Origin of the sequence: Sorangium sp. So ce834, from assembly GCF_051521425.1 — a bacterium.
GTDB classification, from domain to species: Bacteria; Myxococcota_A; Polyangia; order Polyangiales; family Polyangiaceae; genus Sorangium; species Sorangium cellulosum_D.
The window spans coordinates 4,829,058-4,851,064 of sequence record NZ_CP150351.1 but is presented as its reverse complement, the minus strand read 5'-3'; the positions used below and the strand labels follow the sequence as shown (position 1 = coordinate 4,851,064).

Sequence of the window (22,007 nt, the reverse complement as noted above, 5' to 3'; positions counted from 1 at the left end):
GACGCTCGCGCGCTCGCGAGCGGCGCTCCCCCCCGGGCGCGCCGCGGTCCGCTCAGTCCACCGCGAACAGCTCTTCCAGGTCGGCCTTGGTGAGCTTCTTGGCGCCGCCCGCGTCCTCGCTGAGGACGGAGGCCACGAGCTGGCGCTTCTTGTCCTTGAGCAGCAGGATCTTCTCCTCGATCGTGCCCGCGGCGATGAGCCGGTAGGCGGTGACCACCTTCGTCTGCCCGATGCGGTGGGCGCGGTCGGTGGCCTGCTGCTCGACGGCCGGGTTCCACCACGGATCGAAGTGGATCACCGTGTCCGCCGCGGTGAGGTTCAGGCCGGTGCCGCCCGCCTTGAGGCTGATGAGGAAGACCGGCACGCTCGGGTCGTTCTGGAAGCGCTCGACGCGCTCCGGCCGATCCTTCGTGGAGCCGTCGAGGTACTCGTAGGCGACGCCGTCCTCCTTCATCGCCTTCTCGATCAGCTTCAGCATCATCACGAACTGGCTGAAGACGAGGACCTTGTGCCCGCCCTCGACCGCGTTCGCGATCAGCTCGCGGACCGCGACGAGCTTGCCCGAGTCGTCGTCGCCGAACTCGCGCGGCAACCCGAGCAGCCGCGGATCGCAGGCCGCCTGCCGCAGGCGGGTGAGGCCGGCGAGGATCTGCAGCTGGCTCTTCGCGAGGCCGACGCGCTCGACCTCGCCGAGGACCTGCGCCCGCACCTCGCGCGCGACCTGCAGGTAGAGCGCCCGCTGCTCGCCGGTGAGATCGCAGATCTGATCCATCTCGATCTTCTCCGGCAGATCCTTCGCCACCTCCTGCTTCGTGCGGCGCAGGATGAACGGGTGGATCGCGGCGCGGAGCCGCTGCGCGGTCTTGTAGTCGCCCGCCTCGATCGGCCGCGAGAAGCGGGCCTCGAACTTGTCGAGCGAGCCGAGCAGGCCCGGCGAGACGAAGTCGAAGATCGACCAGATCTCCGACAGCCGGTTCTCGATGGGCGTGCCCGTCAGGGCGAGCCGGCGCTTCGCGCGGAGCCGCTTGGCGGCGGCGGCGGTGGCGCTCATCGGGTTCTTGATGTGCTGCGCCTCGTCGAGGATGGCGTAGCTCAGGTCGAGCTGCGCGAGGAAGTCCTCGTCGCGCCGGAGGAGCGCGTAGCTCGTGATCACCACCTCGGCGGCCTTGACCTCGTCGATCTGGTCCTTGCGATCGGCGCCGTGCCAGAGGGCGACCGAGAGCGACGGCGCGAACCGGGCGAGCTCGCGCTCCCAGTTCGTCACGACGCTCGTCGGGGCGACGATCAGCGCGCGCATGTGCTTCTCCTCCTGCTTGACGGCGAGCAGGAGGGCGATCGTCTGGACCGTCTTGCCGAGGCCCATGTCGTCGGCGAGCACGCCGCCAGAGCCGATGTCATGGATGAACTTGAGCCATGACAGGCCGGCCTCCTGGTAGGGACGGAGCGTCGCCTTCAGGTTCCGGGGCCGCTTGGTGCTGCCGATTTCGTCGATGTTGCTGAGCTTGTGGAAGAGCTCGCGCGCCGAAGCGGTCACGTTCGAGCCGCTCGCGTGCTGGAGCAGCTCGTGCACCCGGCCGGCCTGCGCGAGCGGCAGCCGGCCGTTCTTGCCGGCCGCCATCATCAGCTCGACCTCGCGATCGAGCATCGCGCGCACGGCGTCCGGATCGAACGCGGCGAACGACCCGTCCTCGAGGCGGACGTACCGCTTGCCCTCGGCGAGGCAACGGCGCAGCTCGTCGCGATCGACGCCGACGCCCTCGCTCTCGAAGCTGAGCCTGACGTTCAGCCAGTCCATCCCCGAGGTGACCTTGGCGAAGACGCCGATCGGCCGGCTGCGCACCTGCGTGTCGACGAGATCCTCGGGGACGAAGAGGTCCCAGTCGTCGGGGAGCTCGGCGAGCCCCTCGGTCCAGAACGTGAGCGCCTGATCGCCGTTCGCGATGAAGCCCTGGCCGGTCTCGTCCGGCTTGAGCCCGAGGGCGAGCAGCTTGCTCGCCGCCTCCTGCTGCGCGGCGATGTCCACGCGGATGCAGCGGGCGCGCTTCATCCCCTCCTCGGGCGGCTGCACCAGCACCGGCGGCGATATGCCGTCGGCGCGCACGGCGACCTCCGCGTCGCCGTACGCGGCGAACAGCGTGACGCGCGCCTCGATCAGCGAGCCGCCGGCGCGCATGCGGAACGTGGGCACGAGGTCGACGACCTCGGCGATCTGGTTCAGGTCGGGCAGCTCGGCGCCGACCTCGAGGGCGATCTTGGGCAGCCCCTGCATGATGATGCGGGGCAGCTCGCTCATCGGCTCGCCGATGGTCGGCGAGCGGAGCAGGCGGCGCATCGCCGCGGGGGAGACGCGCTTGTCGATGCGGCGCGCGAGCCCCTCCTGCGTGTCGATGTGCCAGCCCGGCCAGCCCTCGAACCACCCGCCTTGCAGGAGCGAGAAGCGGCGCTTGTCGTTCACCCGCTCGAAGCTCGCCTTCACGATGATGGTGTCGCCGCCGACGGTCTCGAGATCGAAGCGCGGCCGCAGGCTGTCCTCGCCGAAGCGGAGCTGCATCAGCGCGGGCTCGAGGAGCACGCGCTGGCCTTCCAGCACCGGGAGCAGCTCGGCCACGTCCTCGCCGCGGATGTCGACGGCCGGGTGGCGCGGGTTGCCGCTCTCGAACCGCGCGAGCAGCCGGAGCGCGTCGCGATCGGGCGTCGGGTAAAGCGCCTGCCAGGCGAGCGCCGCGGACGGCAGCACCGGGACGCGCGCCTCGGCGTCGAGGACGGTGACGGTCAGCGCCCCCTGGCGCACGTGGAGGCGGAACTCCACGCGGCGGGCCCCGGTGACCCCCTCGGGCGGGAGCCAGGCGCCGATCCCGGTCTGCTTGGCCGTGGCGTCGAGGACCGGCGCCGTGAGGTTGACGGCGGAGCCCGGCGGCCCGTGGGTGCCGACGACGGTCGGGACGGGCACCGGCGGCGTGATTGCCAGCCGCCCGCGGCGGTCGCGCCTGCGCACGCGCTTCAGGGCGTCCCCGCCTGCGTGGGCGGTCTGCGGGACGAGCGCCGGGATCGGCGGCTCGCGCCGGGGCTGCGCGCCGCGGGCCTGGTCGCGGATGCTGATGAGCAGCGCCGCGACGTGCTTGCAATGCTGTCCGGCCTTCTGGAATGCCGGACAGGAGCACTGGGACTGGATTCCATCGGGTGAGAGCTCGACCTTGACCGGATACGGCTCGGAGTCGGCGGCGCGGACGGTGCCGCTCGCCATCGTCTCGTTGATGGAGATGTCCTCGACGACGCGGCGGCGGAAGTACTCCAGCCCGCGGAGGAAGGTGCGGGCGCCAAGGAGCCTTCGCAGGCCACGATCGCTGAGGGTGGAGAGTGCGTCGGAGATCGGAGGCGGCACGTCGTGGGCTCGGGATACATGCGGCGGCAATTCGCCGGGATGGGTCGGGTGGACGGGACCCCTGGCGGATCCCGCTGGATGAAGAACCGTCATCAGATGAAGAACGGCAAGAACACGATGATCACGGCGGGGAGCATCTTGATGAGCACGTGGATCGCAGGACCGGCCGCATCCTTGAGCGGATCGCCGATCGTGTCGCCCACGACGGCGGCGCCGTAGGTGGGGTTGTCCGCCCGCGCCCCCGTCTCATCGACGAGGTAGCGCCCACCGTGCGCGCCGGTCGCGATGTACTGCCTCGCATTGTCCCAGATCGCCCCGGTATTCCCTAAGAAGAGCGACCCGAGGACGCCTGCGACCGTCCCGGCCATGATCAGGGCCGCGACTGAATCCGCCGCGACCAGAGGATTATCTTCCGTCCTTGCAAAGCGCAAGGCAAGTCCCACGACGACGGGCGCCACCGCCGCGACGAGGGCCGGCGCGATCATATGGCGCAACGCCGCCCGGGAGACCATCTCGACGCACGGCTCGTGGTCGCCGACGAAGCCCGGCGGCCGGGCCCGGGCCTGGCGCTTCACCTCGTCGAGGACGCGGCGGCCGGCCTGAAGCACATTCCGGATACAGCGGCCGGCCAGCCAGAAGACCAGGAGGATCCCGACCAGCGCGCCGAGGTAGACCTCGGGCTGGTCGAGGCGCACGACCATCGCGGCCGTCTCGCCGCTGCTCGGCGCGCTCGACGTCAGCGCGCGCCGCCGGGACTCGTCGAGGTAGCCGGCGACGAGCAGCAGCGAGGCGAGCGCGGCCACCCCTGCCGTGTACGCCTTCGTGAGCGCCTTGGTCGTGTTGCCCACCGCGTCGAGCACGAGCGTCCGCCCGCGCACGTCCGGCCGCTCGCGGGCGACCGTCACGGCGACGATGCCGCCCGCGTTGTCCACGATGGGGCCGAACGCATCCATGGCGAGGACGTAGCCCGCGGTGCCGAGCATCCCCATCGTGGCGACCGCGGTCCCGAACAGGCCCCCGCCGGCGAGCCCGGAGCGGGCGCCGAGCTGGTACGAGCCGAAGGTCGCGCCGACGACGACGAGGAGCGGGAGCACCGAGCTCTCGAGGCCGATGGCGAGCCCGCGCAGCACCGCCATCGCGGAGCCGCTGCGGGCGGCCTCGGCGAGCTCGCGCACCGGGCGGTGCCGCTGCTCGGTGTAGTACTGCGTCACGTGCAGCACGCCGATGCCGGTGGCGATGCCGAGGACGCCGCACGCGAAGAAGACGACCCAGTGGGCGCCGAGCAGCCACTTGGCAGCCCCGGCGATGCCGACGGCGTGCAGGATGGCCGTGACGTAGAGCCCCCGCAGCAGGGCGTTGAAGGCGTCCTCGCGGTCGTCGGTCTTGACGACCATGACGCCGAAGAGCGTGGCGATGAGGCCGAACGCGCGGCTGACCAGCGGGAAGAGCACGACGGCGAGGGCGCTCGGGAGCCCGGCGTTGTTGCGGAAGAGCATGGCGCCGACCACCATGGCGCCCGCGTTCTCGGCGACGGTCGAGGCGAAGACGCCGGCCGCGCGCCCGGCGCAGTCTCCGACGGTATCGCCGGCCAGGTCGACGATCGTGGCCGGGTTCTGGAGGTCGTCCTCGTCGAGGCCGACCTCGGCGCCCGCGAGGTCGGCCCCGAGGTCGGCCGCCTTGGAGAAGGTGCCGCCGCCGAGCTGCGCCATCAGGGCGGCGAAGGAGGCGCCGAGCGGATAACCGGCGATGACCCAGGGGATGGTCGGCGCGAGCGCGAGCGCCTCGGCCGGCTCGGCCCCGAAGCCGCCGCGGAACGCGAGGACCGCGGCGAACAGGCCGCCGAGGCCGAGCAGGCTCATGCCGACGACGAAGAGCCCCGACACGGCCCCGCCGCGCAGGGCGATCTGCAGGGCGAGGTCGAGGGAGCGGCGGGCGCCGCTCGCCGCGCGCACGCTGGTGCGGGGCGCGATCCAGGTGGCGACCCGGCCCGTGGCGACGGCGCTGGCGGCGCCGACCGCGAACGAGAGCGTCAGCCAGACCCCGAGCTCCAGCGCCGGGACCGGGTTCTTCTCCCCGGCGCTCCGGAGCAGGCCGTACGCGAGGAAGATGGCGCCGCCGAGCATCGCGGAGACCGCGGCGATCACGCTGCTCTGGCGGCGAAAATACGCCTCGGCGACACCCTGGATGATCGCGGCCACCCGCTGCATCTCGGGCTCGACCGCGGGGCGCGCGACGACCCAGCGAGCGAGGTAGACCGCAAAGGCGAGCCCGATCAGGCCGCCGCTGAGGATGAGCGCAAGCTCCGTCATGACGGGCGGACCGGGCGCGCACCGTGGACGCGCTACCTCGGCCGGTGAGGGAGAGTGCGGGCGGTGCCCGCGGAAGCGCCGCAGGAACCCGCGCTGCAGCGGCGCACGCCTTCCCTACTCCGGCCGGGTGGGCCGCGCAAGCGAAGACGACGCGCGCGGTCCGGTCATTTCACGACGTTCGCGTCGCGCCCGAGGGCGTGGTCCAGCCGGGTCTTCGCGACCAGCGCCCCGACGCGCGCGTTGAGCTGCAGCAGCCGCGCCGTCGTGACCTCTCGCTCCGAGTCCACGAGGTCGGTGCTCGTCGCGCGACCGGCCCGGAACAGCTCCGATTTGACGCGCATCGCCTCCACGGCCGCCGCGAGCTGCCGCTCCGCGGTCTCGATGCTGCGCGCGGCCTTGCTCACGTCGGTGTAGGCCTGGGCCACTTCCATCCGGAGCCCGTCGCGCAGCAGGGCCTTTTGCTCCGCGACCTGCGCGGTCCGGGCGCTCGCCTCGGCGGAGGCCGCCGCGGTCGTCGCGATGTCGTTGAGGACCCACGTGGCGCGGGCGCCGGCGGCCCACGTCAGGTCGAACTCCTCCCGCGCCGGGAAGATGCGCTGGTTGGGGTTCGCGTACGTGACGTCGGCGACCGCATCCAGGCGCGGGAAGTACCCGGCCCGCGTGAGCTGCTCCGACTTCTTGAGCGAGTACAGCGTCTCGTCCAGGGCGCGGATCTCGAGCCGCTTCGAGAACGCTTCCTCCTGCAACGTGGGGAGCGGCTGGGCCGGCGGCTGCGCGGCGACGCTGCCGGTCATGACGTCGACCCCGACCGTGAGCGGCCTGCCCTGCGCCGCCGCTCCGAGCGCGATCCGGATCTGCTCGTCGGCGACGAGGAGCGTCGCCTGGGCTTCGCTGAGCAGCTGCTCTGCGTTCGCCACCTGCGCCTCGAGGCGGAGCACGTCTGCCCGCGAGAGCAGCCCCACCTCGAACGTGCGCTGCGCGTCCACGAGGTGCGCCTTCGCCTGGGACACGGCCTCGTCCCGGACGACGACCAGCCCCTTCAGCCCAACCCAGTTGAAGAAGGAGATCTTCGCGTCGGCCGCGATCTTCAAGGCCTCGGCCTGCACCTCGAGCTTCTTCGCGGTCTCGGAGTGGGACGCCGCCGCGTATCCCTGGGAGATGCGGAGCACGTAGTCCGAGATGGGCACCGCCAGGCTCGCCGACAGCGAATACTGGTTGAGGATCTGCGCGCCCAGACCGAACTGCGCCAGCCGCGCGTCCTGCTCCACCTCGGACAGGCGCATGTAGCTGCCTGTGAGGGTGATGCGCGGAAAGAAGTTCACCGCCGCCTGGTCGACCCGGGCGGACGCGGCCCTCAGCTCGGCCTGCTTGGCGCGGAGCGACGCGTGCGTCTGCAGGGCTATCTTCGAGAACTCGTCCGGCGTCAGCCCTCCCGGCTGGGGGGCGAGCGCGGTGGCGAGCGGATCGGCCTTCGGCGCCGGCAGCTGCGCCGCAGCGACGGGAGCCTGGGGGGGCTGCGGCTGACCGGCAGCGGGAGGCGCGGGCGCGGGCTGCGGGGCGGCGGGGGGCGGGGCGGCCGGCTGCGCCGCGGCGGGCGGTGCGATGAGCCCGAGGGCGACCAGCCCGGCGAGCGTCGAGGCCAGCGAGATGCTGCGTCGAAACGAGGGTGCGGTGCTTTTCATGACCGGTGGGTCACTTATGGGCGGTGAAAGCACCCGTCAAGATCGCAGGCGATCGCGCGCATCGCGCCTCGGCGATCGCTCGCCTCGCCCTCGCGCAAACGTGACCGGGCGGCCGGCGCGCTCGGCGCACGGCGCGTGTCGCCGCGCAGGCGCGCCTGAACCCGAGGAGGCGCCCGCGCGGTCCAAGGCCGCGCTGGCGCCGTGGTCTGACGTGTTCGTCATGCCGTGCCGCAATGGGCCAGGACAGCCGGGACATGATGACCGGCTCCAGGGAGGGAGCCCCACGTCCCAAAGACGGTTCGTACCGTCCGCGCGCGCTCTGTGGATGGCAGAAATCCGTCGCTTCCCCGGAGGCAACGCTTATTGCGGCGCACAATCGAATGGAAGAACATCTCACCAAGTGGCCGCCATCTTGCTTGGCGGCGACCGGAGGGCCTCACATGCATAGACTGCTTGCATCGCGCCGCAGCTTCTCCCCGATGCTCGCCATCCTCGCGACCGCATCATCGTTTGCCGCCTGCGCACCATGGGAGCTCGGTGAGGACGAGCCCCCCCAGGTCGATGACCCCAGCAGCGTTGCGATCGCGGCGGAGCCGCCGCCCGCCATCAGCGGCGGGACGCTCGCCGTGAGCAAGAGCGCTGCGCGGGCGGTCGCCGCGGACCCGGATCGCGACCGGGTGTGGATCGTCGATCTCGAGGGGCAGCGGTTGACCGCCGAAATCGCCCTGGAAAAGGGGGACGAGCCAGGCCGGGTCGTGGAGGACGCCGCGGGGCGGTTCCACGTCGCGCTCCGCCGCGGCGGCGCGGTCGTCACGATCGACGCGGACAGCGGGAAGATCGTCGGCCGGCGCGCGGTCTGCGCGGCCCCGAGGGGGATCGCGTACGACGCGAGGACCGACGCGCTCCACGTCGCGTGCCTCGGCGGCGAGCTGATGACGCTCCCGGCGGCCCGCGGAGCCGCGACGCGCCACCTGCAGCTCGACCGCGACCTGCGCGACGTGGTCGTGGACGGGGATCGCCTCCTGGTCAGCAAGTTTCGCTCGACGGAGCTGCTCACCGTCAGCGCGGACGGCAGCGTCGCGGAGCGGCAGAAGCTCCCGCATTTCAACCTGTTCGGGCAGGAGTTCGCGCCGACCGTCGCCTGGCGTACGGTCGGCCTGCCGTCCGGCGGCGTCGCGGTCGTGCATCAGCGCGCCCTCGTCGCGCCCGTCGAGGTCGTCGAGGGGGGCTACAGCTCCGGCGGGTGCGACGGGAGCATCGTGCACAGCACGGTGACCGAGGTCGGGGCCGCCGGCTCCACCGAGCGCCCGAGGATCTCCCCTGCCTTCCCGTCCGCGACCCTCCCGGTCGATCTCGCGGTGTCGGCCGACGGCATGTCGTACGCCGTCGTCGCGGCAGGCAGGAGCGAGGTCCTCATCACCACCTCGACGATGTTGAACGCGAACGCGATCATGGACTTCGGGGACGGGGCGGGCTTCAACAACGGCGAGGGGACCTGCATCGATGCGGAGCAGCGGGTGGCGGTGGACGGCGAGCCCACCGCCGTCGCGTTCGCCGGCAAGGCGGTGATCGTGCAGACGCGCGAGCCCGCGGCCATCCACGTGCTCGGGACCCCTGGCATCTCCAGCAACCGCGTCATCACGCTCCCCGGCGAGAGCCGGAGAGACACCGGTCACGAGATGTTCCACAGGAACGCGTCCGGCCCGATGGCCTGCGCGTCGTGCCATCCGGAAGGCGGCGAGGACGGCCACACGTGGGTCTTCAACCCGATCGGTCCTCGGCGCACCCAGTTCATGAGCGGCGGGATCCTCAACACCGCGCCGTTCCACTGGGACGGCGACATGTCGGGCATCGAGGCCATCATGGACGAGGTGTTCGAGCGGCGCATGGGCGGCATGCACCAGGGGCCGCGCCGGGTGAACCTCTTCGCCCGGTGGATCGACAGCCTCCCCGCGCCGCCGGTGTCGCTGGTGCCCGACCAGAACGCCGTGGCGCGCGGCGAAGCCCTCTTCCACGACAAGACCGTGGACTGCGCGCGCTGCCACGCGGGCGCCCAGCTCACGAACAACCAGTCGTTCGAGGTCGGCACGGGCAAGGCCTTCCAGGTGCCGTCGCTGGTCCGCATCGGCGCGCGCGCGCCCTTCATGCACAACGGGTGCGCCCCGACGCTGCGGGACCGGTTCACCGACCCCGCCTGCGGCGGCGGCGACCTGCACGGCAAGACGTCCCACCTCCGCGCGGACCAGATCGACGATCTGATCGCCTACCTCGAGACCCTCTGACCCCCTCCCCCGGGCTCCCCGGCTGGATTTCCGCCGGGGAGCCCGCCCGGATCGCGCCCCCCTCACCGCGAATGATGTAACCCGCGCCGAGCCGCGATATGCTGGCGCGGCGTGAACGTCGCAGAGAAAGTCGCCACCCTCGAAGCGCTCCTCCAGCGGGTGCAGCGGAACGCCGCTGCGCCTCGAACCCGGTCGCAGCTCCCGGTCTCCGCCGAGCTCGTCCCGCACCGCGGCGAGGCGCCCGGCGCCATCGCCACGGCGGGCGCGGCCTTGCCCGACGCCAGGTTGACCGCGGCGGAAACGTCGCCGGCGAACGAAGCACGGTCGGCAGCCGCGGCCAGCGCGGTCGCCGCAGGCGGGCCGTCGGCATCGCGCGCCGCAGAGCCGGCCCTGGACGACGTCGGCAGCCTCGACGGCCCCGCCGGCGATGCGCGCCAGGTCGCCGCGCAGGCGCCGCAGACCGCGGCCGCCGGCGCAGCGAGGCAGCCGGCCGCGGCCGCCAAGGCATCGCCGCAGCCCACCGCGAAGACGCCGCCGCAGCCGGCGGTGAAGACGCCGGCTGCGGCCACGCCCGCCGCGAGCGGAGCCAGGGCGCCGGCCGGCAAGCCGGCGGCCGCGACGCCGGCGCGCGTCCCCGCGCCGCCTCCCAGCTCCCCCGGAAGGCAGGCCGCGAGGCCCGGCGCTCCCCTCGATCTTCCGCGGGCCGAGGCCCGCGACGCCGGCCCGCAGGAGACCTATCGCCCGCCCGCGGAACCGGCGGAGCCGAGGCCGAGGGACGCGGCCAGGCCCGCGGCCAAGGTCGCCACGCCGGTCGCCAGGCCAGCCGCGCTGGGCAAGGACGTGGCCGCTGCCGGTCCGGCAGTGCCCCCCGCGCGCGGCTCCAGCCCGCGCGCAGAAGGGAAGCCGTTCTTCCCGCACGAGGACCCTGCGGCGAGGGCGAAGGTCGCGGAGAGCGACAGCGAGCTCTCGTTCGCGGGGCTCCTCCCCGACGAGCCGGAGCCCGCGCAGAGGCCGGCTGCAGCGCTGAAGCTCCCCGCCGAGCGCAGGCCGGAGGCCGCCGCGCCCGAGGCGCGCGCCGAGCGCAGATCGTTGCTCGATCGCGCCGAGGCGCCCGTCGCGGCGCACGCCACGACCACGCCCGTCGGCAGGGAGGGCGCCTCGGCGCTGGACGCGGCCACGGGCCACGCGCCGTCGATCGGCGAGCCGGTCACCCCCAAGGCGCCGGAGCAGGTCGCCGCCGCCACGCGGCGCGCGATCGGGGAGCCTGCCAGCGAACGCGAGTTCAGCCGCGAGATGGTCGACGACGAGCCGACCGTGATCCGCGGCATGCTCGAGGACGAGCCCACGGTCATCCGCTCTCGCCCCGAGGGCCTCGAAGACGAGGAGACGGCCGTGCGCTCCGCGCGGTCCGAGGCCCAGGCGCTCGCGCGGTCGGTCCAGGACCAAGAGACCGTCGAGGCGCCGCCGGGCGTGTTGCCCAAGCTGGCGAGCGAGGAGGCAGACGCCAGGCCCAGGCCGAAGCCGGTCGATCGCGATCTCCTGCCGAAGGTCATCACCAAGGACCCGCCCATCCTCGCGGAGAAGGAGCTCAAGCCGTCCGAGCGCGTCACCACGCGACCGCCCGCGGACACCAGCGTCACCGATCGCCCGTCGCCGCGCCCGCGGTCCCGCGTGGGCCTCGTCATCGCGGCGGTGGTGCTCCTCGTGGGCGGCGCGGCGGTCGCGCATCGGCTCGGGTTGTTCGGCTCCGAGCCTGCGCCCCTCCCGAACGTCGCCCCCGACACCTCCCCGGGCGCGACGCAGGACGTGACCGCGCAGCCGCAGGCCACGGAGCAGGCGCCGACCGCCGCGCCCGCCGCCGAGACCGCGCCCGCGCCGTCGGCGGCCCAGACCGCGGCGCCCGCCGAGACCGCGGCGCCCGCCGAGACCGCGGCGCCCGCCGCGAGCTCGGCACCGGCCGCGGGCAGCGCGGAGGATCTGCCGTCGAACCGCGGGCACCTGCTGGTCAACTCGTCCCAGCAAGCGTCGGTGTACGTGAACGGCTCGCTGGCCGGAAACACGGGCGAGACGCTCGATGTGCCCTGCGGGACGCGATACGTGCGGCTCGGCAAGCTGACGACCGAGAAGGCGTCGACGCCCGCGTGGCTCTCCGCTGGCCAGGCGGTCATCGTCGGCTGCCGCAAGCAGACCGTCGTCGCGATCGAGCCCACCGCGGCGAGCCCGTCGCCGGAGCGGCCGACCAAGCGCAAAGCCAACCCCGCAGCTGACAACGAGGGCTCCGCCCCCGCCCCCGCCGAAGAGACCACGTCTCCCGCCCCGGCGGCCGACCCCGCTCCGTAGCCACCCCATCCCGCGCTGGTCCGGTCGCCTCCCGCGCCATCGAGGGCGGCTGCACGCTCTGCAGGGGGGGCGGAGGTGCAGTGCTAGGCTCGGCGCTCCATGGACTCCAAGACGGCTGCCCATCCCGACGCGGCAGGCACGGCGGCCAGTGAAGCCGCGGCCTCGCCGGCGCCCGCCACGGCGAGCGCCGGACCTTTCCCGATGCGCAACCCGGCAGGCGGCGAGCTCCTCGACGACGTCACGGCGACAGCGCCGAGCGCCATCGCGGCGATGGTCGCGAGCGCGCGGGCGGCGCAGGCCGCCTGGGCCGCGGTCCCGATCCGGGAGCGGGCGGAGCGCATCGCGAAGGTCAAGAAGCGCCTGCTCGCGCGGGCCGAAGAGATCGCGGCGCTCCTGCACCACGAGTGCGGCAAGCCGATCGAGGAAGCCGCGCTGGCCGAGGTGCTGCCGAACGCCGATCTCGTCGACTACTGGACCGTGTCCATCGAGGAGCTCCTCGACGAGTCCCCCGTCGATCTCGACGCGCTCGCCTATCCCGGCAAGGTCGGGCGCATCCGGAGGGACCCGCGCGGCGTCGTCGCGCTCATCACACCCTGGAACTACCCCGTCGCGATCCCGCTGCGCACGATCGTGCCGGCGCTGCTCGCGGGCAACGCCGTGGTGTTCAAGCCGAGCGAGGTCACGCCGCGCGCCGGCGCGCTCGTGGCGTCGCTGTTCGACGGGCTTCTCCCGGAGGGCGTCCTCACCGTCGCGCAGGGCGGCGGCGACGTCGGCGCCGCGCTCATCGAGGCCGGCGTGGATCTCGTCGTCTTCACCGGCAGCGTCGCCACCGGCAAGAAGATCGCCGTCGCGTGCGCCGAGCGCCTCATCCCGACGTCGCTGGAGCTCGGCGGCAAGGACAGCGCCGTCGTGCTGAGCGACTGCGACCTGGAGCGCGCCGCGCGCGGCGTCGTCTGGGGGGCCTTCACGAACGCCGGACAGAACTGCGCCTCGATCGAGCGCGTCTACGTCGAGCAGGCGATCGCGGATCGCTTCATCGCGCGCGTCGTCGCGCTCACCGGACAGCTGCGAGCTGGCGTCGACGTCGGGGCGATGACCACCGCGCGGCAGGCCGAGATCGTGCGGCGCCAGCTCGACGCAGCCGTCGAGCGCGGGGCGGAGATCCTCGCCGGCGGCGCGCCGGAAGCGGGATCGCTCGCCTTCCCGCCGACGGTGGTCATGATCGAGCGCGAGGACACGCCGCTGCTCCAGGACGAGACCTTCGGCCCCATCCTCCCCGTGATCGTCGTGGAGAGCGCCGAGGAGGCGATCGCGCGCACCAACGCGTCCCGCTTCGCGCTCACGACCAGCCTCTGGACGCGCGGCTACGAGCGAGCCCACGCCCTCGCTCGGCGGCTGCGCTCGGGCGTGGTGACGATCAACAACCACGGCTTCACGGGCGCGCTCCCGGCCGCTCCGTGGACGGGGACCGGCGACAGCGGCCACGGCGTCACGAGCAGCCCGCACGCGCTCGCGGAGCTGACGCGGCCGCGCTTCGTCCTCGAGGATCGGAGCAGAGCGAAGAGCGAGCTGTGGTGGTACCCTTATACGCCGTCGCTCCGGACCGTCGCCTTCGCGATGGCGCGGGCGCGAGGTGGAGCCGGCTTCTTCGGCCGCATCGGCGCCCTGGTCGAGCTCGTCGCCGCATTCGCGAGGCGCCTGCTCGGCCGCTGATCCGGAGGCATCGAGCGAACGCATGCGCCCTCTGATCCTCCTCTCCAACGACGACGGCTACTCGGCCCCGGGCCTCATCGCGGTGCGCGACGAGCTCGCCCAGCACGCCGACGTGGTGGTGTGCGCCCCCGCGGTCAACCAGAGCGCGACGAGCCACTCCCTGAGCCTGCACCGCGTCCTCCGGCTGCTGGAGGCCGCGCCCGGCGTGTTCGCGGTCGACGGGACGCCCGCCGATTGCATCTACGTGGCCCTCCACGCGGGCACGCGCGTGCTGCCGCGCCGCCCGGATCTGGTCGTGTCCGGCATGAACCACGGTCTCAACCTGGGCTCGGACATCTTCTACTCGGGCACCGTGGCCGCGGCGCGCGAAGGAGCGCTCCGCGGCATCCCCTCGATCGCGCTCTCCGCCGACGCGGGCGCGTCGCGGCCAGCCGCGGCGGCGCTCGGCGTGCAGCTCGCCCTCGCCCTCCACCGGGCCGCCGGGCAGGAGGCGCGTCGGCCGGCGCCGCTGCTCAACGTCAACATCCCCGCGGGCAGCAGCTGGCCCGTGCGCGCCACGCGCATCGGCGCGCGCCTCTACACCGAGGAGGTGATCTTTCGCCAGGATCCGCGCGGGCACGAGTACCTCTGGATCGGCGGCGCGGGCGTGCGCCATGACCTCGTCCCCGGCTCGGACACGGAGGCCTACGACGACGGCGCCGTCAGCGTCACCCCGCTGACCCTCGACCTGTTCGCGGCGCAGCACGAGGGCGTCGCGCGGACGATCGCCGCGGAGCTCAACGACGGCCGCGCCGCCTGACGGCGCGCGCCGCCCTCGAGCGCTTTCCGGCTCGGGTGCGCTCGCCTACGCTCGGCGCCATGTTCGACCACGACGCCCTGCCCTCCGAGCACGCGCTCCGTTACCTCAAGGCCCACCTCCGCAACGTCCCGGATTTTCCGAAGCCCGGCATCCTCTTCAAGGACATCACGCCGCTCCTCGCCGACCCGCGGGCGTTCCACATCGCGCTGGATCTCCTGGCCCAGCGCTACATCGGGGAGCACGTCGACGTCGTGGTCGGCGTCGAGTCTCGCGGCTTCATCTTCGGCGGCGCGCTGTCGGCCCGGCTGAACGCGAGCTTCGTGCCCGTGCGCAAGCCCGGCAAGCTCCCGGCCGCGGCCGATCGGGTGGCATACGCGCTCGAGTACGGCACGGCGGAGCTGGAGATGCACAAGGGATCGATCCAGCCGGGGGCCAGGGTCCTCGTCGTGGACGACCTGCTCGCGACCGGCGGCACGGCCTCGGCCGCCGCGGAGCTCGCGCGCAAGCAGGGCGGCGAGATCGCCGGCTTCGCCTTCGTCGTCGAGCTCGACTTCCTGGGCGGCCGGACGCTCCTCGCGCAGCGGGCCGGCGACGCGGCCCGCGTCTACTCGATCGTGCGCTTCGCCGCGGGCGAGTGATCGTTCAGTCCTGCCCCACGCCCACCTGCAGCTTGCGCGCGACGATGCGGCTCGCGCTGGTCGCCCGGGTCGGCCCGCCGACGGGAAACGTGATCACGACGGCGTCCGCCCCGCCCTTGGTGATGCCGCCGCCGTGCGCCCCGACCAGCTTGCCGAGGGCCGCGGCGTCGAGCGAGGCGCCGGCGCTCCGCAGCGCGTCGACCTGCCCCGCCCCGCGCAGCGCCGCCAGCGCGCCTCGATCGACCGCCGGCATCTCGGCGAAGAGGCCGGACGCATAGACGAGCGCCGTCGCGGCAGCCGCCGGATCCGGGCCGCGGAACCAGGCGCCCGCGTCGTGGTACGGCAGGTGCGCGCAGCGCGCGTACAGGGCGCCAAGCTCAGCGCTCGTCGCGTCGGCCATGCGATCGGCGAGCGCGACGAAGCGCGCCCGGAGCGCGGGATCGAAGTACGCCCGCGCGTATCCGCCGGAGAACCGGGCGATGACGGCGCGCCACGACGGCGAGCGCCCCGCCTCCGCCTCGTCGAACCCGGGGACGATCTCGACGAGCCCGTCGGCGATCGCCGCGAGCTCTGCGTCGGCGGCCCCGGTCAGCTTGCCCTGAGCGACGAGCGCCCCCACCCCCACCGACGCGGCGGAGAGGGCTTCCTGCCCCGCCGCGCCGGCGGCGGCCTGCGCCGCGCCGAAGCCGCGCGGCGTCGCCAGCCAGAGCTCGGCGACCCAGCCCGCGAGCTCGAACGGACCCATCGACGCCCCCGAGTAGATCCGCTTGCGCGCCGCCTCGCAGGTGCGCGCGTTCCGCGCCGCGTCCTCGCCGGCGGTCGTCTCCGGCGCGGCCGGCAAGGCGGCCGGCGCCTCGCGCGATCGGAGCAGGCGCACCGCGACGAGCACGCCGACGATCGCGAGCACCAGGGCCCCGATGGGGATCACGACGTGCCGCGCCGGCCGCACCGGCGCGGTCGGTGCGGGCGGCGCGAGCGAGCTCACCGCGCGGTGCGCCTGCGCGAGCCGCCGCGCGAGGTCGGACGCCTTGCGCGTGCGCAGGTCCTGCGGCAGGAGCGGCCACTGCTCGACCAGCTGCTCCAGATCGATCACGACCGGCGCCCCGCGACCGTGCAGCGCGATCTGCCTCCCCTGGACGCTCACCGCGCCCGATGTTCCGAACAGGCCCAAGGCCTCCTGGACAGCTGCCTCGATTTCCCGCGCGCTGGAGTCGTCCACGATCGCAGAGTACCCGGATTTCCAGGCGGCATGCCGTCGCAACTTTGCGGAGCGCCCGAGGCTTTCGGGCGCCGGCGCGGGCGGCGCCGGGGCGGCGCGGGAAATGCCGCGGAAGGGCGATGGAAATGGCACATTCCCGCGCGTGCAGAAGACGCGCGTCTACCTATCGCCAGGCATGTTCGGGTTCGCGACCCTCGGCTCCCTCGAGTACTTCGAGCATTTCATCCGCGCGATCGAGGAGCGGTTCCGCGATCGCGGCCGCGCCGCCGAGATCCACGTCTGCGAGGTGCACCCGACGGCATCCATCCTCCGCCGGGCCGCGAAGCTCGCCCGCCTCGTGGACGAGAGCGCCGGGGACGACGATGGCCCGATCCACATCGTCGGCCACTCGACCGGGGGCCTCGACGCCCGCCTCGTCGCCTCGCCCTCGGTGCGCCTGCCCGGCAACGCGCACCGCCGGCTCGGCTGGACGAGCCGGCTGCGGTCCGTCACCACGATCAACACGCCCCACTTCGGCACGCCGCTCGCCGCGTTCTTCGCCACGGTGAGCGGCCAGCGCCTGCTCTACGCGGTCACGGCGCTCACGGTGGCCGGCCTCAAGCTCGGCGCGCCGCCGCTCGCGGCCGCGTCTGCGCTCGTCGCCGCGCTCGGCCGGGCGCAGCTCGGCTTCTTCGAGATCGAGCTCGTCGATCGCTCGGTCGAGAGCTTCATCCGCGTGCTCGACGACGCGTCGAGCCGCGAGCTGCGCGCCTGGCTCAAGCTCCTGCGCGACGACCAGGGCGCCATCGTCCAGCTCATGCCCGAGGCGATGGATCTGCTCCACGCCGGCCTGGAGGACCGCGCGGGCCTGCGCTACCAGAGCGTCGCGACGTACGCGCCGCGCAACGCCGTCCGCGACTGGGTGTCGGCGCTGCGATCGCCGTGGGGCGCCATGTCGGCCGCCATCTTCACCGCGCTCTCGAACATCACGGCCCGCCTGGACGAGCACTACCCCTGTCGCTCGCACGACGGCTCGATCGAGCAGAAGCTCGCGCGCGTCCTCGGCGAGCTGCCGCCGCCGGACGCCAACGACGGCGTGGTCCCGCTCGCCTCGCAGGTCTGGGGGGATCTCATCTGGGCCGGCAAGGCCGACCACCTGGACATCGTCGGCCACTTCCCCGGCAAGGGCGGGCACATCGACTGGCTGGCGAGCGGCGCGCGCTTCAACCGCCTGCGCTTCGACGCGGTGCTCGACCGCATCGTCACCGGGATGGTGGCCGGCGAACAGAGCAGCGCGGCGGAGCGCGCCGCGCCGCCGCCGCGCCCGGTCGTGGAGACGCGCGTGCTGGAGCGCGATCTCGACATGGCGCAGGGCAGCGTCCTCGACGCCGCGCAGGGCGGCGCCTCGACCGGATCGAGCGGAGAGCCCGCGTGAGCGGCGCGGCGCGCGCGCTCCAGGAGATCGCGGCGGAGCTCGTCGAGTGCCGCCGCTGCCCGCGGCTCGTGGCGTGGCGCGAGGACATCGCGCGGGAGAAGCGGCGCGCTTACCGGGACCAGGCGTACTGGGGCCGCCCCGTGCCCGGCTTCGGCGATCCGGAGGCGCCGCTCGTGATCGTCGGGCTCGCGCCGGCCGCGCACGGCGCGAACCGCACCGGCCGGATGTTCACGGGCGATCGCTCGGGCGACTTCCTCTACGCGGCGCTCTTTCGAGCGGGGCTCGCCTCGCAGCCGACGAGCGTATCGCGCGACGATGGGCTCTCGCTCCGGGGCGTGTTCATCACCGCCCCCTGCCATTGCGCTCCCCCGGACAACAAGCCCGCGCCCGACGAGCTCGCGGCGTGCCGCGGCTGGATCGAGCGCGAGCTCGCGGCCCTGCACCGCGCGCGCGTCTACCTCGCGCTCGGCAAGATCGGCTACGACGCCGTCGGCGCGCTCGCCCGTTCGCGCGGCGCGCCCGTCGGCGACCGCGCGCACCGCCGCGCCGAGGCCGACGTGCGCCTGCCGCCCTTCGCGCACGGCGTGGAGGCGACCCTCCCCGACCCGCGCGGCGGCGCCGGGGAGGTGCGGCTCTTCGGCAGCTACCACGTCAGCCAGCAGAACACCCAGACCGGGCGGCTCACCGGCGACATGTTCGACGAGGTCCTGCGCCGCGCCCTGGAGGCAGCGGGGCTTCGCGCCCTGGGGCGATAAGCTAGCCCTGCTTCGACAGGAGCTTCTGCAGATCGCCCGACTGGAACATCTCCATCAGGATGTCGGAGCCGCCGATGAACTTCCCGTCCACGTAGACCTGCGGGATCGTCGGCCACTGCGAGTAATCCTTGATTCCCTGGCGCAGCGAGGGGTCGGTCAGCACGTTGACGTCTTTGAAATCCACGCCGCACTTCTTCAGGATATCGACGGCCCGCGCCGAAAAACCGCACTGCGGGAAGGTCTTGGTGCCCTTCATGAAGAGGACGACGCGGTTGCTCTCGACGGTATCCTTGATCGTCTGGTGGGTGTCGCTCATGGCTTGTTCCTGATTTCCCGCCGCCAGCGGGATCGCCCGTTGTTCAATCTCCACGGAAGCGGCGCGTGACTGGCGGACCGCATCCGGTGCCGGCCGGCGGAGCTCGCAACGGGATCGCCCTTGGATCGCCAGGCGGACCACGTGACCGCCGCGTGCCAGACGCGCAGCTATAGACGGGGTTTTTGGGGTCGTCCTTCGCCCGCGTCAACTGGGGGAGCGCGCTCCCACGGGTCCGATGCGGGAAGCAGGGAGCCCATGCGCCCACGGGCGGATGCAACGGCGGCCCGGCGCCTCCTCGACGTCGACGCAACGGGAGGCTGGCCACATCGGCCGGGCTCAGCGCACCCGCCGATGGATCGGACGACCGCTGCCTGGCACGCCGCGGCGCTCGGCGCGACGCCGTGCGCTCCTCTCCCCGTGGGCACGGGCGTCGCATGCCTGTCGACAGCGCGCTCCTCGGAGCCGAGGCGCAGCCGCGGCGACCTCCGCTTTTCGCGGGCTCTGCACGCTTCAGCTCGCCGGAAGCTCAGCGTCTGGCCTCGCGCCGCCAAGTCGTTGTAGAACACGCCCCCACCTCAGCCGTCTTACCGACCGTGACCAGCGGCCGTGAGCCGCCGCGGGTGCGGCGAGCGTCCCAATGTCGTGGCCTCACCCCGCACAACCCTGAAGGAGCCTCGTATGCGCTTGTACGTCCTCATCCCTGCGGCCCTGCTCGGCCTCGCGCCCCTCGCTTGCGGCGGCAGCGACCCGGAGCCGAACAACCCGTCGCAGATGCAGAACCAGTACGGGGCGTCTACCTACCCGCCCGGCCAGTACCCCCCCGGGCAGTATGGTCAGCCCGCCCAGCCGGGCCAGTACGGTCAGCCGACCACCCAGCCGGGATACACGCCGCCGGCCACCACGCCCCCCACCACGACCCCCACCACGCCGCAGACCGGCACGAGCACCGGGCAGGCGACCCCGATCGCGCCGGCGGCCGTGAGCGCCGCGACCCCCGTGCTCACCGCCATGGCCGCCTCCGAGGTCCAGGGCATGCAGCCGGAAGGCGGCGCCTTCGCCGGGCAGTTCCAGGACGGCCAGACGCTCGAGCAGCCGTTCAACATCCAGCCGGGCAAGTGTTACTCGATCATCGGCGTGGGCCTCGGCGTCCAGGAGCTCAACCTGCAGATCGTCGCGCAGCCCGCGCCGATGCTGCCTCCGGTGGTGCTCTCGCAGGACAACACCACCGGACCGAACGCCACGCTCGGCGGCAAGGGCCAGTGCTTCAAGAACCCGCTCCCCGTCGGCGGCCCGGCGAAGGCCGTCATGACCGTCCGGGGCAGCGGCCTCGCCGTCGCCCAGATCTACGTGAAGTAGCCGCCTCCCTCCGCGGCTCTGCGCCGCCTTCCACGCATCCCGCGGCCCCGCGCGGCGCCGCAGCTCGCGCCTCATGGGGCCGCGGCGTCGCGGCGCTGCTCGCGGGCGCGCCCGCGCTTGCGCCAGCGGGCCGATCGTCAGCGTCGCTGGCCACGGCTCGCCGGGAAGCGGCTATGCGCTCGGCCCTCGGCTTTTCGCCCGTGGAGGTGCGAGGTACACTCCACGGGTGAACTTGCCTTCGACGCGCTGGGCGCTCCGGGTCGCCATGGTCGGACTGGCGTCCTGCTCGTTTCGCCTGACCGATGGGGCCGCGGAGGGCGCCGATGTTCCCCCGGATGTCTCTCGGCCGGTGACGCTCGTGTTCGACGAGCCAGGGACGCTTCAGCTCGCGCCGGGGGAGCTGCGCACGGTGTGGGTCACGGGCCAGCCGCCCGCCCCCTACGAGGTGAGCTTCACCCTGCTCGGTGAGGCTGCGGGCGCGTGGGTCGACCGCACCACGGCGATCGCGGACGACAGCGGCAGGGCCTCGGTCCAGCTCCACGCCTCGAACCTGGGGAGCACGTTCCGGCTCCGCGCTGCCATGAAGGAGGGACCGTCCGCTGAGCTCGGTGTGTCGGTGAGCGCCGAGGGCTTCGGCACGCTGCGCGTCATTCCGGTCTACCAGGGCACGCGCGTCGCGAAGAGATGGACGGCGAGCGTCGTCGCAGAGGCGACCTGCGAGGAGCTCTCCACCGCAGCGCCCCAGGCGCCGGTCGGCGCGCTCGTGGCGCACGGCGGTCCGGACGAGCCGGTCGTCATCGATGGCGCCCCCGTGGGTCCGAGCCTCACCGTCGCGCTCCACAGCGGTCGGATCATGTGGGGCTGCGTGGGCGAGCGGGAGCTGCAGGCCGGCTCCGCCCGCGATGTGTACGTCCCGGTCAAGGATCTACCGATCCATCTGGCGGCGACGCGCCTCGACGCGAAGCTGACGTTCGCGACGAACGATGGCCTGAACGCGATGCTCGAGGCGGCGGCCGAGCGGCTGATCGACGACTTCTTGCCGGCCAGCGCGGAGGCCGCGTCCCTGCTCGACGCCATGCAGCGCGCGGCGCCGCCCGCGCAGGCGGCCGCGTTCGCAGCGCAGCGCCTCGAGCGCGACTGGGACACGGCGGCGCAGGCGCACCTCGCCGCGCTCCCGGTCTCCCTGCGCAACCGGTGTCGTGAATGGGCCAGCGCCGGGCTCACGGGTACGCCGCTCGCGCTCGACGGCCACCTGAGCGGGCTGGACGACAAGCCGGGAAGCGCGCTCTTCGAGGCGAGCTGGCTCGGCAGCGTGACCGCTGACAGCGCGGGCGTACCAGCGGAGCAGCTCATGTCGTGGACAGCGGATCCAGGCGACGTGCTCCGCCTCGCCGGGACGCTCTCGTGGGATCCGAGCGGTTACGTCGGCGGCGCGGCTGGGCTCGGGGCCGCAGCGGAGACGACGGCGGAGTCCGTCCCCGCGGCGCTCGCCGCCGCAGCGGAGTGCGCGGCGCTCGGCGAGCGGCTCGGCGGCTACGCCGGCTGTGACAGCGACTGCATGGCGACGCTGTGCGCGGGCGGGCTCAAGCTCCTCTGGCGCGAGGGCGTGGAGGCGTCGAAGAGCGCCGGGATCGTCGGCGAGATCATCGTGAACGCCTCGGGACCGGCGCAGGTGAACAGCGCCGCGGCGCCGATCACCTGGACGGCAGACTGGCTCGGAACGATCCGCGACGGCGCGGGCCAGGAGGTGAGCGTCGAGGGACAGGTGAACGCGGTGTCCGCCGACGTCACCTCCAACTAGG

General features: G+C 73.3%; 14 protein-coding genes. 9 read left to right on the top strand and 5 right to left on the bottom strand.

Features of this window, described 5'->3' with window-relative positions; genetic code table 11:
* Nucleotides 1-52: 52 nt before the first annotated feature.
* From WMF20_RS17575 to WMF20_RS17565, 3 genes are all read right to left on the bottom strand, one after another.
* The gene (locus WMF20_RS17575; RefSeq protein ID WP_437615080.1) at nucleotides 53-3,382 is read right to left on the bottom strand and encodes an SNF2-related protein; all 3,330 of its coding nucleotides are present in this window, start codon (nucleotides 3,380-3,382) and stop codon (nucleotides 53-55) included.
* A gap of 92 nt (nucleotides 3,383-3,474) precedes the next feature.
* Entirely contained in the window at nucleotides 3,475-5,691 is a 2,217-nt protein-coding gene (locus tag WMF20_RS17570) for a sodium-translocating pyrophosphatase (RefSeq protein WP_129575446.1), read from the bottom strand.
* Between the two features lie 164 nt (nucleotides 5,692-5,855).
* Nucleotides 5,856-7,373: a TolC family protein gene (locus WMF20_RS17565; RefSeq protein ID WP_437615078.1), complete on the bottom strand. Its 1,518-nt coding sequence runs from the start codon at nucleotides 7,371-7,373 to the stop codon at nucleotides 5,856-5,858.
* 440 nt (nucleotides 7,374-7,813) lie between these two features.
* On the opposite strand from WMF20_RS17565, the gene WMF20_RS17560 reads away from it, so the two are divergent.
* From WMF20_RS17560 to WMF20_RS17540, 5 genes are all read left to right on the top strand, one after another.
* The gene (locus WMF20_RS17560; protein WP_437615076.1) at nucleotides 7,814-9,655 is read left to right on the top strand and encodes a cytochrome-c peroxidase; all 1,842 of its coding nucleotides are present in this window, start codon (nucleotides 7,814-7,816) and stop codon (nucleotides 9,653-9,655) included.
* Between the two features lie 111 nt (nucleotides 9,656-9,766).
* On the top strand, nucleotides 9,767-11,995 hold the full coding sequence (locus WMF20_RS17555; protein ID WP_437615075.1) for a hypothetical protein: 2,229 nt from the start codon (nucleotides 9,767-9,769) through the stop codon (nucleotides 11,993-11,995).
* A gap of 99 nt (nucleotides 11,996-12,094) precedes the next feature.
* Entirely contained in the window at nucleotides 12,095-13,708 is a 1,614-nt protein-coding gene (locus WMF20_RS17550) for an aldehyde dehydrogenase family protein (RefSeq protein ID WP_437615073.1), read from the top strand.
* A 22-nt stretch (nucleotides 13,709-13,730) separates the two neighbouring features.
* Complete coding sequence (surE, locus tag WMF20_RS17545; protein WP_129575444.1) at nucleotides 13,731-14,507, top strand: 5'/3'-nucleotidase SurE; 777 nt, start codon at nucleotides 13,731-13,733, stop codon at nucleotides 14,505-14,507.
* 35 nt (nucleotides 14,508-14,542) lie between these two features.
* Nucleotides 14,543-15,145 carry an adenine phosphoribosyltransferase gene (locus tag WMF20_RS17540; RefSeq protein ID WP_129575443.1) on the top strand — a complete coding sequence of 201 codons (603 nt, stop codon included), beginning with the start codon at nucleotides 14,543-14,545 and terminating at the stop codon, nucleotides 15,143-15,145.
* A 4-nt stretch (nucleotides 15,146-15,149) separates the two neighbouring features.
* On the opposite strand, the gene WMF20_RS17535 is transcribed toward WMF20_RS17540, so the two are convergent.
* Nucleotides 15,150-16,316 (bottom strand): hypothetical protein, encoded by a 1,167-nt coding sequence (locus WMF20_RS17535; protein ID WP_437615070.1) that lies wholly within the window; start codon nucleotides 16,314-16,316, stop codon nucleotides 15,150-15,152.
* A 190-nt stretch (nucleotides 16,317-16,506) separates the two neighbouring features.
* Between WMF20_RS17535 and WMF20_RS17530 the strand changes: the two genes are divergently transcribed.
* Together WMF20_RS17530 and WMF20_RS17525 are read left to right on the top strand one after the other, a co-directional pair.
* Nucleotides 16,507-17,778 (top strand): esterase/lipase family protein, encoded by a 1,272-nt coding sequence (locus WMF20_RS17530; RefSeq protein ID WP_129575442.1) that lies wholly within the window; start codon nucleotides 16,507-16,509, stop codon nucleotides 17,776-17,778.
* Nucleotides 17,775-18,533 (top strand): uracil-DNA glycosylase, encoded by a 759-nt coding sequence (locus WMF20_RS17525; protein ID WP_437615068.1) that lies wholly within the window; start codon nucleotides 17,775-17,777, stop codon nucleotides 18,531-18,533. The genes WMF20_RS17530 and WMF20_RS17525 overlap by 4 nt, the downstream gene beginning before the upstream one ends.
* Before the next feature lies 1 nt (nucleotide 18,534).
* On the opposite strand, the gene grxD is transcribed toward WMF20_RS17525, so the two are convergent.
* Nucleotides 18,535-18,849 carry a Grx4 family monothiol glutaredoxin gene (gene grxD / locus WMF20_RS17520; RefSeq protein WP_129575440.1) on the bottom strand — a complete coding sequence of 105 codons (315 nt, stop codon included), beginning with the start codon at nucleotides 18,847-18,849 and terminating at the stop codon, nucleotides 18,535-18,537.
* A 678-nt stretch (nucleotides 18,850-19,527) separates the two neighbouring features.
* Between grxD and WMF20_RS17515 the strand changes: the two genes are divergently transcribed.
* Both WMF20_RS17515 and WMF20_RS17510 read left to right on the top strand, forming a co-directional pair.
* Nucleotides 19,528-20,205: a hypothetical protein gene (locus tag WMF20_RS17515; RefSeq protein ID WP_437615066.1), complete on the top strand. Its 678-nt coding sequence runs from the start codon at nucleotides 19,528-19,530 to the stop codon at nucleotides 20,203-20,205.
* A gap of 226 nt (nucleotides 20,206-20,431) precedes the next feature.
* Complete coding sequence (locus WMF20_RS17510; RefSeq protein WP_437615064.1) at nucleotides 20,432-22,006, top strand: hypothetical protein; 1,575 nt, start codon at nucleotides 20,432-20,434, stop codon at nucleotides 22,004-22,006.
* The last annotated feature ends 1 nt before the right edge of the window (nucleotide 22,007 follow it).